We start from the raw sequence: 15,812 nt of genomic DNA on the forward strand, positions 1-15,812 counted from the left end.
ACGACTATTACGTCGTCAATGATTTCCGGAGCTGTATAATTTCCCTGGCCAGCTCCAGCGCCCGGGTATGATCGTTTATTTTCTCTGCTTCTTTTGATTCCTGCATTTTCGCCTGAATCGTCATAGTGACTTTAAATCTTTCCAAATGATTAATGCAATCAGCTATTTCTTCTTCTGCATGTTCAGGATCTCTTTCCACCATTGCAGATTCTAGAACAATTTTTCTAAGTTCCCTATCTTCTAATGACTCTGCAAATCGATGAAAATCTGGTGTTCCATGTTGCTCGTAAAACCCGGCAAGTCGAATAAAAATTGCCACATAGTCTTCTCGGACGAACAAGTTTTGCTTGTTTGCTCGTAACCGATCAAACAGTTCTCCGTCGCTTAGCAGGTGACATAGTAACAATCGCTCTGCTCGCTCCGCGCCTGTCTTTTTCCTAATTGGAACAGTATTTTGAGGTCGTATTACTTCCCCATGTTTCGGTTCCACTTTTGCTTTCTTTGCCTGATGCCCGGCCATTTTTATAAATTGCTGATTAATGGCTTCGATTGACACACCGGTCACTGTTGAAAGCTGTCGAAAATAAAGATCCCGCTCTACTGGCGATGAACGCTTCGCTAATTCTTCCAGTACTTCATGGATATATTGCAACACATCGTTTTCATAAGATAAATTCTTTGATCGCTTTGCATAAGCCAATATGAACGACATGAATGAATGCGGATTACCAATGATTTTCTCACGGAATGCATCACCGCCTTGCTCTGTGATGTAGTCATCAGGGTCCATCTTGCCAGGCAACAATGCGATTTTAACATCCAACCCTTTTTGAGTGGCCAAGTCTGCAAATCGTTTTGCTGCTTCCCATCCGGCATCATCTCCGTCACAGCAAATGATAATTTCTTTAGCAATTCTTTTTAATTTTAAAAGATGCGTATCTGATAAAGATGTGCCCATTACGGCAACACTATTCGTCACACCCGCACGATCAGCCGAAATCGTATCCATAAATCCTTCGAACAGTATTACTTTACCCGTTTTCCGGACGTTAAGACGTGCACTGTGAAAATTGTACAAAATATGACTTTTTTCGAATATCGGGGTTTCAGGACTATTCAAGTATTTTGCTTCCTGTTTTGAACCGGAAAGTATTCGTCCGGAGAATGCCACAACGTTTCCATTGTCGTCATGAAGCGGGAACATGATACGTGCTCGAAATCTGTCAAAATAGCCTGTCCCATTGTCTTTCATAATGCAGAGTCCAGCTCGTTCCATTTCTCTCATATCGAAACTCTTACGTTTCAGGAGACTCGTTAGGGCTTCATTATCATTTAGCGACCACCCGATTCCATATTTTTCGATACTCTCTCTCGTAAACCCTCTTTTTTCAAGATATTCTAGTGCTTCCTCACCTTCTACAGTGTTTAGGAGTAGATGACTATAGAAGTTTGCAGCAAGAGCATGCGCCTCAATCATAGATTTAAATTCATTGTGCGGCTTCGCACCGGACCCTTCACTAACCGCAGCATCGATTTCAATACCTGTTCGTTCAGCGAGCTTTACAACCGCTTCAGTGAAGGGGCTATTTTCAATATCCATAATAAACGTAATCGCATTTCCACTAGCGCCACATCCGAAACAATGAAAGAGTTGTTTATCTTCGGTAACAGAGAAAGAAGGTGAACTTTCATCGTGAAATGGGCAAAGCCCGAACCAGTTCTTCCCTCTTTTTGTAAGTTGCACATATTCTCCAATTAGATCTACAATATCGGTCTTTGATCGGACGGCTTCTATCGTCTCTTCTGGTATTCTCGTCATCCTATCACCAACCACTCTATCTAGATTAAATTCGAGATAGTATTCAAAAATCCTTCTTTTTCGACAAAATATTTTCGATTATACTCGGAATCTTTCATACTACACTAATAGGAGGGCTTTATCTCTATCTAAACCTCATATTTCACAAAAAAATTTTTATTCATCCACAAAAGAAGAACCTACCCGGATTCGCGGTCGGTCCTTCTACGTCACAGTGTCCTGTTTTTAAACACCGCTCGATAACACGCTTAACAGTATTCCCCACTTCTCATTTAAGGAATACGATTAGTAATTTCGCTTAGTATGACATTTGCAGTTTCTTCTACAGCTCGGTTTGTTACATCAATAACATTGCAGCCGATTTTTGAAATCACATTATTGAAATGAGAAATTTCGGCTTGTATCCGTTCAACTCGTGCATAATTTGCATCATCTTTTAAACCAAGTGCAATGAGACGTTCTCTCCGAATAGAGTTTAGTTTTTCCGGTGAAATAACAAGTCCGAAACATTTAGCAGGGTCAATCATATATAATTCTTCCGGTGGCTCTACTTCAGGCACAAGTGGAACATTCGCCACTTTGTAACGTTTATGGGCAAGATATTGCGATAATGGTGTCTTCGAAGTTCTTGAAACCCCTACGAGAACAATATCGGCTCTTACAATCCCCCGTGGATCCCTACCATCGTCATATTTAACCGCGAATTCAATTGCTTCAATTTTTTTGAAATAATCTTCATCAAGTTTCCGTACGAGTCCTGGTTCTTCCAATGGCTTTTCACCGAGTTCCATACCAATTCGCTCAATAATAGGGCCTAGGAGATCGATGCTCTGAATTTTTTTAGTTTGACATGCTTCTTTTAGTTTTTGACACATTGAGGTCTTCACAAGCGTATAGATGATAATAGCATTTTGTTGTTTTGCTAAATAGACGATTTCATCAAGTTGAGATTCGTCTTCAACATGTGAAAACCTTTTAATTAACACAGTTTCTAGCCCTTGTCTGAATTGACTTGCCGCGGCTTTTGCAACAAGGTCGGCCGTTTCTCCGACTGAGTCGGAAATGATGAACAAAGATAGCTTCCTCATAGTATCCCCCTCATAATTCGTGATCATCCGCAAGTGAAAGGAAGGCTGCAGTAATATTGGTTTTCGTAACCCTGCCAACAACTTCTAGTCCCCCTCCATTGTCAATGACAACAGGTAGCGAATCAATTTGTTTGTCTATCATTTTCTTTGCCGCATGAAGAAGCGTATCTTGCTTTTCACAATACGTAATATTTGGCATTCTCGTCATAATCACATGGACCGGAATTTTCTCCAATTCATTGTTCCCAAGACTTGTCCTTAGCAAGTCTTTCCTTGAAAGGACTCCAGTAAGAAATGAAGATTGATCGACTACGAATAATGTCCCAACGTCATCTAAGAACATTTGACAAATTGCATCATAAACCGAAATGTTTTCTTCGACAACGACCGGAATAGACTGGAAGTCACGTACCCTCATACCGGTCATACTGTCTGCTACCGATTGGGCAGGTTTTTTTCCCGAATAAAAATAGCCTACTCGAGGTCTTGCATCCAAAAAGCCAGCCATTGTTAAAATAGCTAAGTCAGGACGGATTGTAGCCCTCGCTAGCTTGAGCCGCTCCGCGATGTGTTCACCGGTGATCGGCCCATCTGCTTTAACGATTTCAAAAATCTCCGTCTGACGCTTATTCAGTTCCATATATGTCACCGCCCTAAGCGTTCAATTGTTTATCCTTGATTATTATATACGAAGATGAGCGCTATTGCGAAGAAAGCGGAACCATGCTAAACTAAGGTAGAATTGAATAGGCGAAGATAGGACTATGAGTAATGTCAAATTGAAGCGAGCGGGGATAGTGAAAGCCCGTACCGACATGAAACGGCAACCTGGAGCTAATGCACTGTTAAAGAGGGCTGTTCATACAGCCAATTAGGGTGGAACCGCGGGTAATCATGCACTCGTCCCTGGACATATGTCCAGGGATGGGTGCTTATTTTAATTGGAGGGATTTATTATGTCAATGGAACAAGTTGTTAACTTAGCAAAGCAAAGAGGTTTTGTTTTCCAAGGCTCTGATATTTACGGAGGACTTGCAAATACGTGGGATTATGGCCCGCTTGGTATCGAATTAAAGAATAATATCAAAAAAGCTTGGTGGCAGAAATTCATTCAAGAATCGCCGTATAACGTCGGTCTTGACGCAGCTATCCTCATGAACCCGAAAGTGTGGGAAGCTTCAGGTCATATCGGAAACTTCAACGATCCGATGATTGATTGTAAAAAATGCAACACACGTCATCGTGCAGACAAACTAATTGAAGATGCACTCGATGCAAAAGGTATTGAAATGTTTGTAGATGGCCTATCTTTCGATAAAATGGCAGAGCTTATCAACGAACATAACGTTGTCTGCCCTACTTGTGGCGCTATGGATTATACAGATATTCGCCAGTTTAACTTGATGTTTAAAACAACACAAGGTGTTACGGATTCATCAGCGAATGAAATTTTCCTTCGCCCTGAAACAGCACAAGGTATCTTCGTAAACTTCAAAAACGTACAGCGTTCAATGAGAAAGAAAATGCCTTTTGGTATTGGACAAATAGGGAAAAGCTTCCGTAATGAGATTACACCGGGGAACTTTACATTCCGTACACGCGAGTTTGAACAGATGGAACTTGAATTCTTCTGTAAGCCTGGCGAAGACATGGAATGGTACGCATTCTGGCGTGAATTTTCAAAGCAATGGTTATTGAATCTTGGTTTGTCAGAAGACAATATGCGCTTACGTGAGCACGATGAAGACGAACTTTCTCATTACTCGAAAGGGACTGTTGACATCGAATTCAAATTCCCGTTCGGATGGGGTGAACTATGGGGCATTGCAAACCGGACTGATTTCGACTTGAACCGTCATATGGAGCATTCCGGTGAAGATTTCCACTACCTGGACCCTGTTACAAACGAAAAATTTGTACCCTATTGTATCGAACCTTCACTTGGTGCGGACCGTGTAACACTTGCATTCCTTTGCGACGCATTCGCTGAAGAAGAACTAGAAGGCGACGACAAGCGTACTGTTCTTCGTTTCCACCCAGCACTTGCTCCAGTAAAAGCTGCTGTTCTGCCACTATCGAAGAAACTCGCGGCAGGTGCAGACGAGGTATATGCGGAACTACGTAAACATTTCAACGTTCAATACGATGATGCACAATCTATCGGCAAACGTTACCGCCGTCAAGATGAAATTGGAACGCCATTCTGTATTACGTATGACTTTGATTCCGAAGAAGATCGTCAAGTGACAGTTCGTCACCGCGATTCAATGGAACAAACCCGCATGCCAATTTCAGAAGTGAAAGATTATATTGCAAAACAGCTTGAATTTTAAGCTAAACTCCAAGAACTTAACTTAATTGATAAAATATAAAACCAGTCAAACAACATGTTAACATGTTGTTTGACTGGTTTTTTCAAAAAAGTTAACGCCATTCTCCCCCCTGATAGTGCCCAATATTTCCAGATTCATAATGCCAGTGATGCCTCCTATTACCATGTCCTGGATAAACCGGATATCCTATATCTCCGTAACCTGGGAAACCCATATTCCCGTAGTAACCTGGTTATCCATGTTGAACAGAATAACCGTAACCAGGATGCGAATTTTATCAAGAGTAATGTTTCAAAAAATTAGTAAATCAAACCTTTCACTTTAACTACATGTGTTTAACACATCTAAATCAGATAATGGGGCTGGTGTAGCTTTTGAATAAAGTTTGATTAAAAAGAACCCGTAAATCCATATTTCAAGGCAAATAGAAATAATCCATTTTGAAAAAAAAGATTGATCAAAATGGATTGTTCTCTTGTGAGTTATTATTAATTTTTTCAAAAAAGTTTGATCATTCTCCCACCTATTATTTTCCAAAATCGCGCCCGTTTGCGGTATAGTTCATATTTCAAAATCAGATTAACTAGCACCATGAATATTGGATTTTAGTATAGGTTAACTCTCGTTCATTAAGGTCTCAACGACTTTTCTGGATTCTTTATTTTCATAGGTGATTAAAGCTTTCCATAGTGCCCAACCTTTTGCTCGCTTCCATGTTTCTTTATCCAAATCCATACTTTCCATAAAAGTCCTTCTACTGCTTTTATCAAAAAATGTCCATGCAATAGATAGGTCACAAGAAGGATCGCCTGTACCTAAGATCCCAAAATCAATAACACCTGTCAGATGTCCATTTTGAACCAATAAATTTCCTGGAGCTATATCCCCATGCACCCATACTGGTTCAATTACCCATTTACTTAAGAGAGCTTGCTCCCAAATCATCTTACACTTTTTCACATTGATTTTCCCTTCAAGTTTATCTAAAGCCTCCTGTGTTTCAGAGTCATAGACACTTAAATCTCCACCCCTATAAAAATTATGAGCACCGCTTCTTGGACCTTCACTCGCATCAATGCTCTCTAGTTCTTTTAAAAATTTAGCTAAATCCCAAGCGAACTGATTAAGATCCACATTATCTTGTGTCACTGTATCTCCATCTATCCATTTATTAATCGACCAAACATAAGGGTAATCCTTTGTAGGTTTTCCTTTTCCCATCGGAACAGTTATTGGCAAGGAAAGGTGTGGAGCTAGTTTCGGCAGCCACTTTGCTTCTTTCTCTACTTGAGGCTCATAATGTTTATGGCTAGGCAATCGGACTGCCATTTCCTCCCCCAAATGAAAAGTTCGATTGTCATTTCCTCCATGTTTAACTGGTTTTATTGTCAGATTAGCCCATTTAGGGAATTGAGTATCTACCAGTTCCCCAACGAGTTTAACATCAATATCCATTATCTCACCCTTAATATTAAAATTTTTAACAGTTTTTTTTCAACAATCTGGCCAGATTCTGATTTAAGCGCAATCGCTTATATAGCAATCGCGCCCGATTGGTTAAAATCGCTTCAAATTCAATGACAACAGATCGCCCACGCTACGAAACTGGCAACTTCTTTAGCAAAAAGAAGCCGACTTTGTTGTTGCTGCACTAACGCCCTGTAAAATAGGCGCTCTAATACTTATATCCTCAATATTAGATGTAGCATCAGTAATTTTACAAGTGATTAAATCTTACGAATGTGATGTTAATGGAAATAGAAAATGTCTTGTCCCGTCTTTTAATAACGGACGAACGAACAATTGATCATCACTCTCTGTTATCAACTCTGTATGAATGTTTTTACAATCATAACCTGGCGTGAAATAGAAATTAATAATCTCGATATCAGCAGAAACGATACCATTTAAAATTGAATCTATCTCAACTCTTTTTTTGCTAATCACATCAAAAATATGAAGTAGATTATCCTCTTGTTTAAATATTAAGATCGTTTCTTCCTCTTCGATATAATAAACAGCGCCATTGAATACTAGGATAAAGTAAAACATTAATAGATGTTCATTGTTTTTTACGCCCAATATTGAAGATACAGGTATTCTTTCAGCCGCGAATTCCTTCATCAGTTCGAAATCAACCTTATTATTGACATCTAGCTTGCGCAGGTTGAATTTTTTAGCCTTTTTCTTTTTCAAATCTGAAGTCTTCAAGCTGAAACTACTTTCTTGAACTTGCTCAAAGCCGAACTTAGGGTAAAAGTCTAGCACCGTATCATTGGCGAATAAGTAAATAAAATCATAGTCTTTTTCATATTTTTTAATGATATGATTCGTCAGCTTAGCTGCCAACCCTTGATAACGATAATCTGGATGTGTCATCACCGTACCCAATTGAATTGCGTTATATTCCTTCCCATCAGAGACCACGACCATCTTATTGACAGAAGCATTCGCAATGACTTGATCTCCATCCACATATGAATAACAAATGTAGTTGTCATTCCAACAGCCCTTGTTATACCATTCCTTGAAATCCAATTCAAATACTTGCTTTGCGAGTTCATTAAAGCTTTCCTTATATTTTTCAATCTGCCTGTAGTCACTGATTAATTGATATTCACTCATGATAATTCCTCCATTTGTTATTTTGATTCCTTAAAAAGCCTTCTTTTTTCATCTAGCTCTCCTGCTCATTAACTCAATAAATCATATTCCATTAAATGGACGGATTTTTGAAAACGATCTCATAATTTATACTTTTTAAGTTTATTTTAACACTACCTAAAGCAAAAGTTCGCACGGTAATCTGCATACTCTACCTAAAAATATTTACTACTCTGAAATGGTAAAAATATTTACCATATAAAAAGATTTGGTTCGCATTTTTCCACTAAGAAAGGCACGCCTGTTGATTAGCCGTTTTATTGCATAAGATACTGATAAGGTAGGCTCAAAAGCCTCCATTTGGACTAGTACTTTTCCGGCTCGCTTTCGGATAAAATATTCACGTCAGTTATACCGAAGGACCAGTGTGGCTAGAAGTTACCTGTCGCATACCTACAACTTTAAAGTGAAAATTGCGGTGGCTTGGAAAATAAGAATAGATGACTTTTCACAGAAGTTATGAGTACCCGAAGATACAATTTCGGGTACGCTTGCATTTTCCACAATGCGAACCCTACTTACTTTTAGCAAAATCACGCTTGTCAACATGTGATGTCACACAGATCAAGATATCCAGTAAACTATTGAGAAAGAATTACTGATACATGCTGACTGAAATCATTCAAAAAACACCCCGTAAATGTTAGTTTGTGTCTAACACTTACGGGGCAGTTCAGTCTCCTATTGGGCAAGGGCTTACATACTTATCGCTATTAAGAACCGATTTCACGATCTAACTGCTTCAAAAAACCTTCCATATAGTCATGTCGCTGCTCCGCGAGTCGCTTTCCTTCTTCAGTCACCATCAAATCTTTTAACAGCAACAACTTTTCATAGAAATGCGTAACGGATGCCGTTTCCTTGCTACGGTATTCTATTTCAGACATATTATTACGAACCATCTCGTCTGTATCGTACAGCTTCCTTCCCCTTGCACCACCAAACGCAAATGTACGTGCAATACCAACAGCACCGATTGCATCAAGCCGATCTGCATCGCGAACAATCGCTCCATCGATAGACTTGATGTCCAACGCATTACCACCACTGAATGACACGCTTTCAATACACGCTAACACCTTTTCAGATAATTCATCATTAACACCAATCGCCTGTAAGATTTCCAACACAGATGGATTGTCGTCTGATTTATATTTAGCATCCTCGATATCGTGTAACAGGACGGCAAAACGGACGACTTCCTCACTTGCTGAAGGCTCTTTGTCCAAGATTTTCTCCGCATTATTCATGACGCGTTCAATATGGGCAAAATCATGACTTGCATCGAACTTATTGTATATCTCCACGACTATCTGCTTGCATTTTTCTATCATTTCTATCATATAATCACTCCTATAAATAAGTTTTTTTTACGCAAAAGCACGTCTGAATATTTAGGCATATCGTTGACGCACAATGTCGATTCATGTATAGTTAGTAAATCCATGTATCTGATGGGTTGGACATCGAATCGCCGAGGAGGAATTTACATGTACCAGGGAAAAGTCAAATGGTTCAGTAATGATAAAGGCTATGGCTTCATCGAAGCGGATGACGGGGAAGATGTGTTTGTCCACTTTACCGGTATTCTATCAGAGGGCTTTAAAACGCTTGATGAAGGACAGTCCGTATCCTTCGAAATCATCGAAGGGAATCGCGGTCCTCAGGCAGCGAATGTCTTAAAACTTGGAGATGAATGATCGAACACAAAATCCCGCTGACGCAATTTCCAGCGGGATATTATTTTGTGATTTTATTCATTTGCTGACCTAGAAACTGGAGCTGTTCCCCGATTGTACACGTAGTGATACAAAATTTATGCGATTGGGTCTTGCCTTTGTCTTTAGACAGTTGAGTTTTCAGGAAGCAACCTTCGCAATATACATCTAGAATTCCATTGATTTCACTCATAATGATCGCCTTATTCATATATACCTCCGAAAGACACGATGCATTTATTCTAATACTATTTGAACACTGGTGCAACAATCCAAGTAAATCGAGGTGCTAAATAAATGATTGAGTTATACGTAGATGGTGCAAGTGCAGGTAATCCCGGAAAAAGCGGTATTGGGATTTTCATAAAAGGTGAAGGCCATTCAATAAAATTATCCGAAAAAATTGAGCCGACAGATAATCATACGGCCGAATTCCAAGCTCTTTTGCGCGGCATGGAAGAATCGTCTAAACTGACTACTGGCATGGTATCTGCCCGGTCAGATTCCCAAATTGTTGTCATGGCCGTAGAAAAACAATTTGTGAAAAATGAAAATCATAAAGAATACTTAAAAAAAATTCTTGCTATCGCAAACACGTTCGACTTCTTTTTTATTAAATGGATTCCTGATGTAGAAAACCGTGCAGCAGATGCACTTGCAAGAGAGGCTATTCAGAAAAAGGACTGAACAGGCGATTGTCTGTTCAGTCTTTTTTTACCTAAGGTATTCATAAAATCTCATACTGTTAATAAGCTCCAAAAGAAGCAATTTTACGTCTAGACTCCAGCGCCTAACCCATAGCACACACGAAGTGGGTTATGGAGTGGCCGCCTTCCTCTGTCGCTTCAGTCCTTAAGATAAAGGCAAAGAATGCCTTTATCTTAAGCCCCTTCGACGTACAGGACGTACTCGTGTCGACTTCGCCACAAGACATGGCGAATTTAAGTCGACCAGAGATTTTCCGGATTCACCAAGGCGCTTGCGCTTTTCTTGTTAGGCTTTCATAAAAGTAACTGTGTTCTCTGCTAGATTATACAGTACCCATTCTCGATCACTGACGACCGCTCCGACATTGATGAGAACTTTTTCACCACTTACATCATAGGGAATTCCAAATCTAATCTCTTCATTAATACCATTTTTGGACAGCCCGGACATATGACTATGGCCATAAAACACAGGGGATTCATTCACCTCCGCATGTATTAGTGCCCACGGTTCCCCTCCCCATTCCCACTGATGACCATGGATGATTTTAGCAGTGGCGATGTTAACTGTTTCAGGCATCCTATCCAGTTTTCCTCGAAGCAAATCATCCGTTTCCGTGATCATCAAAATCCGGTCTTCTTGATTGCCACTAACCGATTGAAATGTTAACAGTTCAACAAACCCTTCTGGAATGATCATAACGTCTGCGAGATTTACAAATTTCTTGTCCGTAATCTTTTTTTTACTGATTGTGCATTCGAACAAATCTCCCGTCCCTACACGGATTGCTTCTGGAAATTTCTCGTTAATATCTGCGAGTACTTTTTCTAAATCCTCTTTAGAGGAATGTATGTCTCCTAGCAGTGCATAATACATTTTTATTGCCTCCTAAATGTTGTGCTAATGGGGTGATTAGTCTTTCTCGACTTTAACCCCATCTTTTGAAATCCAGTCGCTATAACTTCCGACATACAAGCGTGTACTTTCATAGCCATTGTGCTTAAGCATCGCGTAAAGTGGCGCCGCCGTCACACCGCTTCCACAATAGACCGTTACCTCTTCTGCGGGATTAACAACATCGCGCAATTGCTCTTTGACGACCTCATCCAAATTGAAGACACCTTCTTTTTTCAGACGTTCCCAGTCAAAATTTAGTGCTCCAGGAATCCGGCCTGCAATCGGATCGAGTGGTTCTGTTTCCCCACGGTACCGTTCCACTGAGCGGGCGTCTAAAAGGATGCTTGCTGTTTCTCCAGCGACAGTATCTTCAACGAATTGTCTCGGTGCATAGATTTTTTCATTCCACTCAGGTGATACTGAAGTTCTAAGCGGTTGTGGCTTTTCACCGTTCACAGGAACACCAGTTTCTTTAATTTTGCCGAATCCCTCATGCGCAATAAACGAATTTTCAAATCCAGCATACTGCAATAACCACCACGCCCGTGCTGCAAATGGACTGCCACCATCATCATAAACGACTAGTTGGTCATCGAGTGAGAGTCCGCTGTTTCTGAAAAGTTCCGTCAATGCTTCCTTAGCCGGGATAGGATGCCTACCTTGTGATTTGGTCATATCAGACAAATCATGGTCCAAATTCCAGTAAACGGCACCTGTTACATGACTTTCCTCATATTTCCGCTGACCTTCCCCCGCGTCTTGCAATGAAAAACGAGCATCAATCCATTTTGTTTTATCAAAATCAATGTCTTTTACTGAAACAAATACCTTTGCCACTCAAACCAACTCCTCCGCTTGTAATTGGTCGTACACCTTGCGCCAAACTCCAAGTTGCTCTGTTCCTTGAAGAAGTGTTCGTTCTGAAGCAATCTGATTTAGACTTTCTTTCAACAAGTGCTGTCTTAGTCCTTCTGCTTCACTATCAATCCATTGATCGGCCCACTTTTCAAGGAGTTCTTTCTCTTTACCTAGATAAGTCGATGCGTCTTGCTTCAATAATTCTTCAAGTCGGGCTTTTAACACATCCCGCTCTCCCTTTTCGAAGAATGCTTTTTGATTTTTAAACAGTCTGTTAACACTACCGTAATTGCTCGGATCAGCGTATGGAGTTCCGAAAGACAACATATCAGCATCTTGAGATTCGTAAGGTGAAAGTGCGATTGAACTATCCCTTTCCTTCAACCCTAAAGTTTCTAATCGCTGTCGATTGTTCAACTGTTTTTTCATAAAGTTCAGCATCCGTAAGTTCGTCACTTTGAGCTCTTGAGTCAAATCGAATCCGATCATCTGTACAGTTTCAGCGAGTGCACCTTTCAATGCCCGGTCTGCTGAATTATTGACGAAGACAGACGGGTTGTATGCCTCTTTGAAGAAATCGCCGAAACGTAAAAATACACGTTGTAAAATGTAATAAACCAGTTCACTTAATTCATCGTGTGTCGCTTTTGTGAGCACTTGCGTAAAGTTATGTGCGAAATGTTGACGCACTTCCCCTTCAAGTTTGTTCAATTCGTTCAATCTTTCTGCCTTACGTGTTCGATTGGTTTCTGTTCGGGTAATAAGTGAAGAAAGTCGTTCAATTGTTTTTAACGCCTCTTCTTCGAGTGCCTGAACAGCGAGTCCTTTCAGATCATGCTCAAGGAAATGATGGAATTCTTCTTCAAAAGGTGCCATAAACGGATCCAACCGATTACCTATTTTTGCCTCGAGTGCCTGTAAACTTGAAATCCCATGAACTCTAGGATTGCGGATGCCAAATTTCCGAAGTTCATCTCCGACAAATGTTTTGACAGCATCCGCCTCTTCCTCATCAGAAGCAAGATCAATTGCATTGACGACAAAAAACATCTTATCAAGCTCGAATGCATCCTTAACCCGCCCAAGCTGAACAAGGAACTCCCTGTCTGCCCTCGCGAATGCATGATTGTAATACGTGATAAAAAGAATCGCATCGGCATTTCTGATATATTCAAACGCGACATCGGTATGACGTGCATTAATGGAGTCAGCACCCGGTGTATCAACGAGGGTGATCCCTTTTCTAGTTAGTGCGCAATCGTAGTAGAAGTCGATTGACTCGACGAAACAGCTTCGATCTTCTTCTGCAACAAATTTAATAAATTCTTCCTGCTTAACCTTGATAATTGTACCGAGCGCTTCACGATAAAAAGGATATCCTCTTTTAAATGCAGCAATAAATGCTTTATGAATATGGAGGCTTTCATCCGTCAATTCTGCATGAAGTGCATCATCTGCTTGTTGGAAAGCGTCAGACAATGATGTCACAACGACACCCAGTGCTTCAAATGAACGGACAACATCTTCCACCATCCGTTCTTCTGTCTTCAATAGAATGTCGGCTGTTTTATCTTCTTTCCCTACCGAAATTGGACGTATCCGATTGATGGCCGCAGTCGTTGGATTTGGAGAAACCGGTAAGACATTTTCACCAATTAACGCATTGGAAAAAGATGATTTCCCTGCACTGAACGCTCCGAATAATGCAACTGTGAATTCTTGTCCATCAAGTCGGCCAGCTTTTTTTCGAAGGTAGTCGGCTGTTTCTAGAAAACCTGGAATCGCTTCAACCGAATTCGCGATATGAATTGCCTTCTTAACCACTGATTTCGAATCTGAAGTAATTAGTTCTGGCTGAACTTGTTCAATTTCCACAGCGGTATCTGGATTTCTCTCTGGGCTAAGTACTTCTTCCGTTTCTTTAAATTCAACAAGTGGTATCGTTTTCTGTACTTTCCACTGTTGAAGAAGTGCATCGACTTGCGTCGTCGAACCAACAATTTCATTTTCAAGATTTGCCAATAGTACTTCCACCTCAGCAACTTGTTGGATTGCATGCAATTTCTCATCCAATCGGTACACTTTTTGCTCAAGAATACCAGTGTTGTTATTCCCTGCTGCTAATGCAATTTGGGACATCGAATGTTTCCAACCCTCGGTCATTCGCCGAAATGCAGCTAAAATCGTTGTTCTCATGCGTTCAGAATAGTTGAGAACAGTGTCGCCAGTTATGACATCAGATACATTGAATTCTTTTTCTATATCAGAAAATGGTATTGTTAAATTGATTTCATCAATCGCGAGTGATTGCTCATCCGTTAAGATGCCCGCTTCTTTAAGCGATTTTTTCATAAGTGTCTTCAGATGGACCTCAATTTGAGCATGCACAAGTTTACCCATATTGTCAGCAAGCGCTTCTTTCCTCCGTGCCTTTTCTTCTGCCGTCTTTTTCGCACCAAACAGAAGTCCAACTTTAAATCTGGACGTCAATGATTCTAAATAGTTTTTCAGCAATTCACGTGTTTCATATGGTGTAATTGCAGCACTCTGCAATAGGTCATTTCGTTCCTTTTCAAATGTTGAAGAAAACGTATCGCCCGAGAGAAGCTTCAACATTTTTTTGGATTCTAAAGCCTCTTCTTTTAGTTCATCTTGCTTAGTCCATTCATCTCCTGAAACAATTTCGGAGAACGTATTTTTTCGTTCCACAATTTCGTCTGCTAAATATTGACTATGCTCATCTTTCAGTTTCACTAAAGTCTGCTTAGCATTGTCGATGAATCGCTCTTGCCAATTTTCCATTGAACCATCAACGATCGCTTTGACGTCACTAAAATCATTATGCGGATGCATTAAATCCTTTAATGAAGTATAAAAAATCCCTTTTGGTTCGACACCCCATACTTTAAAAGAATCCTCAACCGACTTTTGGAAATCTACAAACGGCAACTCACTGTCACGGTGTTTATCAATTTGATTGATAATCAAATAAACGTTGTCATTGTAACGCATCAATTCTTTCGTGAAACGGAAATTCATTTCCGATTGCACATGATTATAATCCATTGTATAAAAAACGAGATCAGCAAGATGGAGCGCGGATTCTGTCGAAAGTCGGTGAGCATCGTCTGTTGAATCCACACCTGGCGTATCCATAACGGTGATTCCCTCTGGTAACTGGGATTCTGTATGACCGATTTCAACGAGTGAAACTGCAGCCCCGTCCTTACTGAACGACTTGACTGCAGCCGGAAATCCGTGCCCACCGTATCTTACTGCTGTACCGTCCGTATGATGGATAATAGCAAAATCTGATTCAGTTTTTCGTACTTTTACAATGTTAGCACTCGTAGGTATCGGGCTTGACGGCAGCAAGTCATGACCTGTCAATGCATTAATCATCGAAGATTTCCCAGCAGAAAAATGACCTGCAAATCCGATTGTATATTCCTTGTCTATCAGTTTTTTGGCAAATAACGCCGTTTTCTTAAAGCGGTCTTCATCATCATTTTTTTCAAAAATCAGGCTATATGTAGCGGCTTGTTGTAATAAATTATCTAATTCTGGCATTTTTCTTTCGATCCCTTCGTCAATTACTCTTTTTATCATACCATTTATCGGTGTTCGTATTATCAACAAATTTTTTTACGCATGTTTTGTCGTTTTTTGTTTATTCTACCTTTCGTCATGATATAATTGACCTATCGTTATATTTCAGAAAGGCGGA

At 40.2% G+C, this 15,812-nt stretch carries 13 protein-coding genes; 3 read left to right on the top strand and 10 right to left on the bottom strand.

The window, feature by feature from the left end:
* Positions 1 to 7: 7 nt before the first annotated feature.
* From dnaG to ccpN, 3 genes are all read right to left on the bottom strand, one after another.
* Positions 8 to 1,819 carry a DNA primase gene (gene dnaG, locus FQ087_RS07520; protein ID WP_149579856.1) on the bottom strand — a complete coding sequence of 604 codons (1,812 nt, stop codon included), beginning with the start codon at positions 1,817 to 1,819 and terminating at the stop codon, positions 8 to 10.
* A gap of 272 nt (positions 1,820 to 2,091) precedes the next feature.
* Positions 2,092 to 2,907: a pyruvate, water dikinase regulatory protein gene (locus tag FQ087_RS07525; protein WP_149579857.1), complete on the bottom strand. Its 816-nt coding sequence runs from the start codon at positions 2,905 to 2,907 to the stop codon at positions 2,092 to 2,094.
* A gap of 10 nt (positions 2,908 to 2,917) precedes the next feature.
* A complete protein-coding gene (gene ccpN, locus FQ087_RS07530; protein WP_149579858.1) occupies positions 2,918 to 3,547 on the bottom strand; it encodes a transcriptional regulator CcpN in 630 nt (209 codons plus the stop codon).
* Between the two features lie 313 nt (positions 3,548 to 3,860).
* Here ccpN and FQ087_RS07535 point away from each other — a divergent pair, with 313 nt between their 5' ends.
* Complete coding sequence (locus tag FQ087_RS07535) at positions 3,861 to 5,240, top strand: glycine--tRNA ligase (protein WP_188006724.1); 1,380 nt, start codon at positions 3,861 to 3,863, stop codon at positions 5,238 to 5,240.
* 615 nt (positions 5,241 to 5,855) lie between these two features.
* Here FQ087_RS07535 and FQ087_RS07540 read toward each other — a convergent pair.
* The 3 genes from FQ087_RS07540 to FQ087_RS07550 form a co-directional block, all read right to left on the bottom strand.
* A complete protein-coding gene (locus FQ087_RS07540) occupies positions 5,856 to 6,698 on the bottom strand; it encodes an aminoglycoside phosphotransferase family protein (RefSeq protein ID WP_223145600.1) in 843 nt (280 codons plus the stop codon).
* Between the two features lie 276 nt (positions 6,699 to 6,974).
* Positions 6,975 to 7,865, bottom strand: coding sequence for a GNAT family N-acetyltransferase (locus tag FQ087_RS07545; protein ID WP_149579861.1), 891 nt, complete (start codon positions 7,863 to 7,865; stop codon positions 6,975 to 6,977).
* A gap of 752 nt (positions 7,866 to 8,617) precedes the next feature.
* A complete protein-coding gene (locus tag FQ087_RS07550; RefSeq protein ID WP_149579862.1) occupies positions 8,618 to 9,247 on the bottom strand; it encodes an HD domain-containing protein in 630 nt (209 codons plus the stop codon).
* A 147-nt stretch (positions 9,248 to 9,394) separates the two neighbouring features.
* On the opposite strand from FQ087_RS07550, the gene FQ087_RS07555 reads away from it, so the two are divergent.
* Complete coding sequence (locus FQ087_RS07555; RefSeq protein ID WP_067210265.1) at positions 9,395 to 9,604, top strand: cold-shock protein; 210 nt, start codon at positions 9,395 to 9,397, stop codon at positions 9,602 to 9,604.
* Positions 9,605 to 9,644: 40 nt separating this feature from the next.
* Here the strand turns inward: FQ087_RS07555 and FQ087_RS07560 are convergent, their stop codons facing one another.
* Entirely contained in the window at positions 9,645 to 9,833 is a 189-nt protein-coding gene (locus tag FQ087_RS07560; RefSeq protein ID WP_149579863.1) for a zinc-finger domain-containing protein, read from the bottom strand.
* 86 nt (positions 9,834 to 9,919) lie between these two features.
* Here FQ087_RS07560 and FQ087_RS07565 point away from each other — a divergent pair, with 86 nt between their 5' ends.
* Positions 9,920 to 10,309, top strand: a complete 390-nt coding sequence (locus FQ087_RS07565) for a ribonuclease HI family protein (protein WP_149579864.1) — start codon at positions 9,920 to 9,922, stop codon at positions 10,307 to 10,309.
* A gap of 306 nt (positions 10,310 to 10,615) precedes the next feature.
* Here the strand turns inward: FQ087_RS07565 and FQ087_RS07570 are convergent, their stop codons facing one another.
* The 3 genes from FQ087_RS07570 to FQ087_RS07580 are packed head-to-tail and all read right to left on the bottom strand — an operon-like array spanning position 10,616 to position 15,655.
* Positions 10,616 to 11,206 carry a metallophosphoesterase family protein gene (locus FQ087_RS07570; RefSeq protein WP_149579865.1) on the bottom strand — a complete coding sequence of 197 codons (591 nt, stop codon included), beginning with the start codon at positions 11,204 to 11,206 and terminating at the stop codon, positions 10,616 to 10,618.
* A 36-nt stretch (positions 11,207 to 11,242) separates the two neighbouring features.
* A complete protein-coding gene (locus tag FQ087_RS07575; RefSeq protein WP_149579866.1) occupies positions 11,243 to 12,064 on the bottom strand; it encodes a sulfurtransferase in 822 nt (273 codons plus the stop codon).
* The gene (locus FQ087_RS07580) at positions 12,065 to 15,655 is read right to left on the bottom strand and encodes a dynamin family protein (protein ID WP_149580799.1); all 3,591 of its coding nucleotides are present in this window, start codon (positions 15,653 to 15,655) and stop codon (positions 12,065 to 12,067) included. It lies immediately after the preceding gene.
* Positions 15,656 to 15,812: the final 157 nt, after the last annotated feature.

The organism is Sporosarcina sp. ANT_H38 (assembly GCF_008369195.1).
Classification (GTDB): Bacteria; Bacillota; Bacilli; order Bacillales_A; family Planococcaceae; genus Sporosarcina.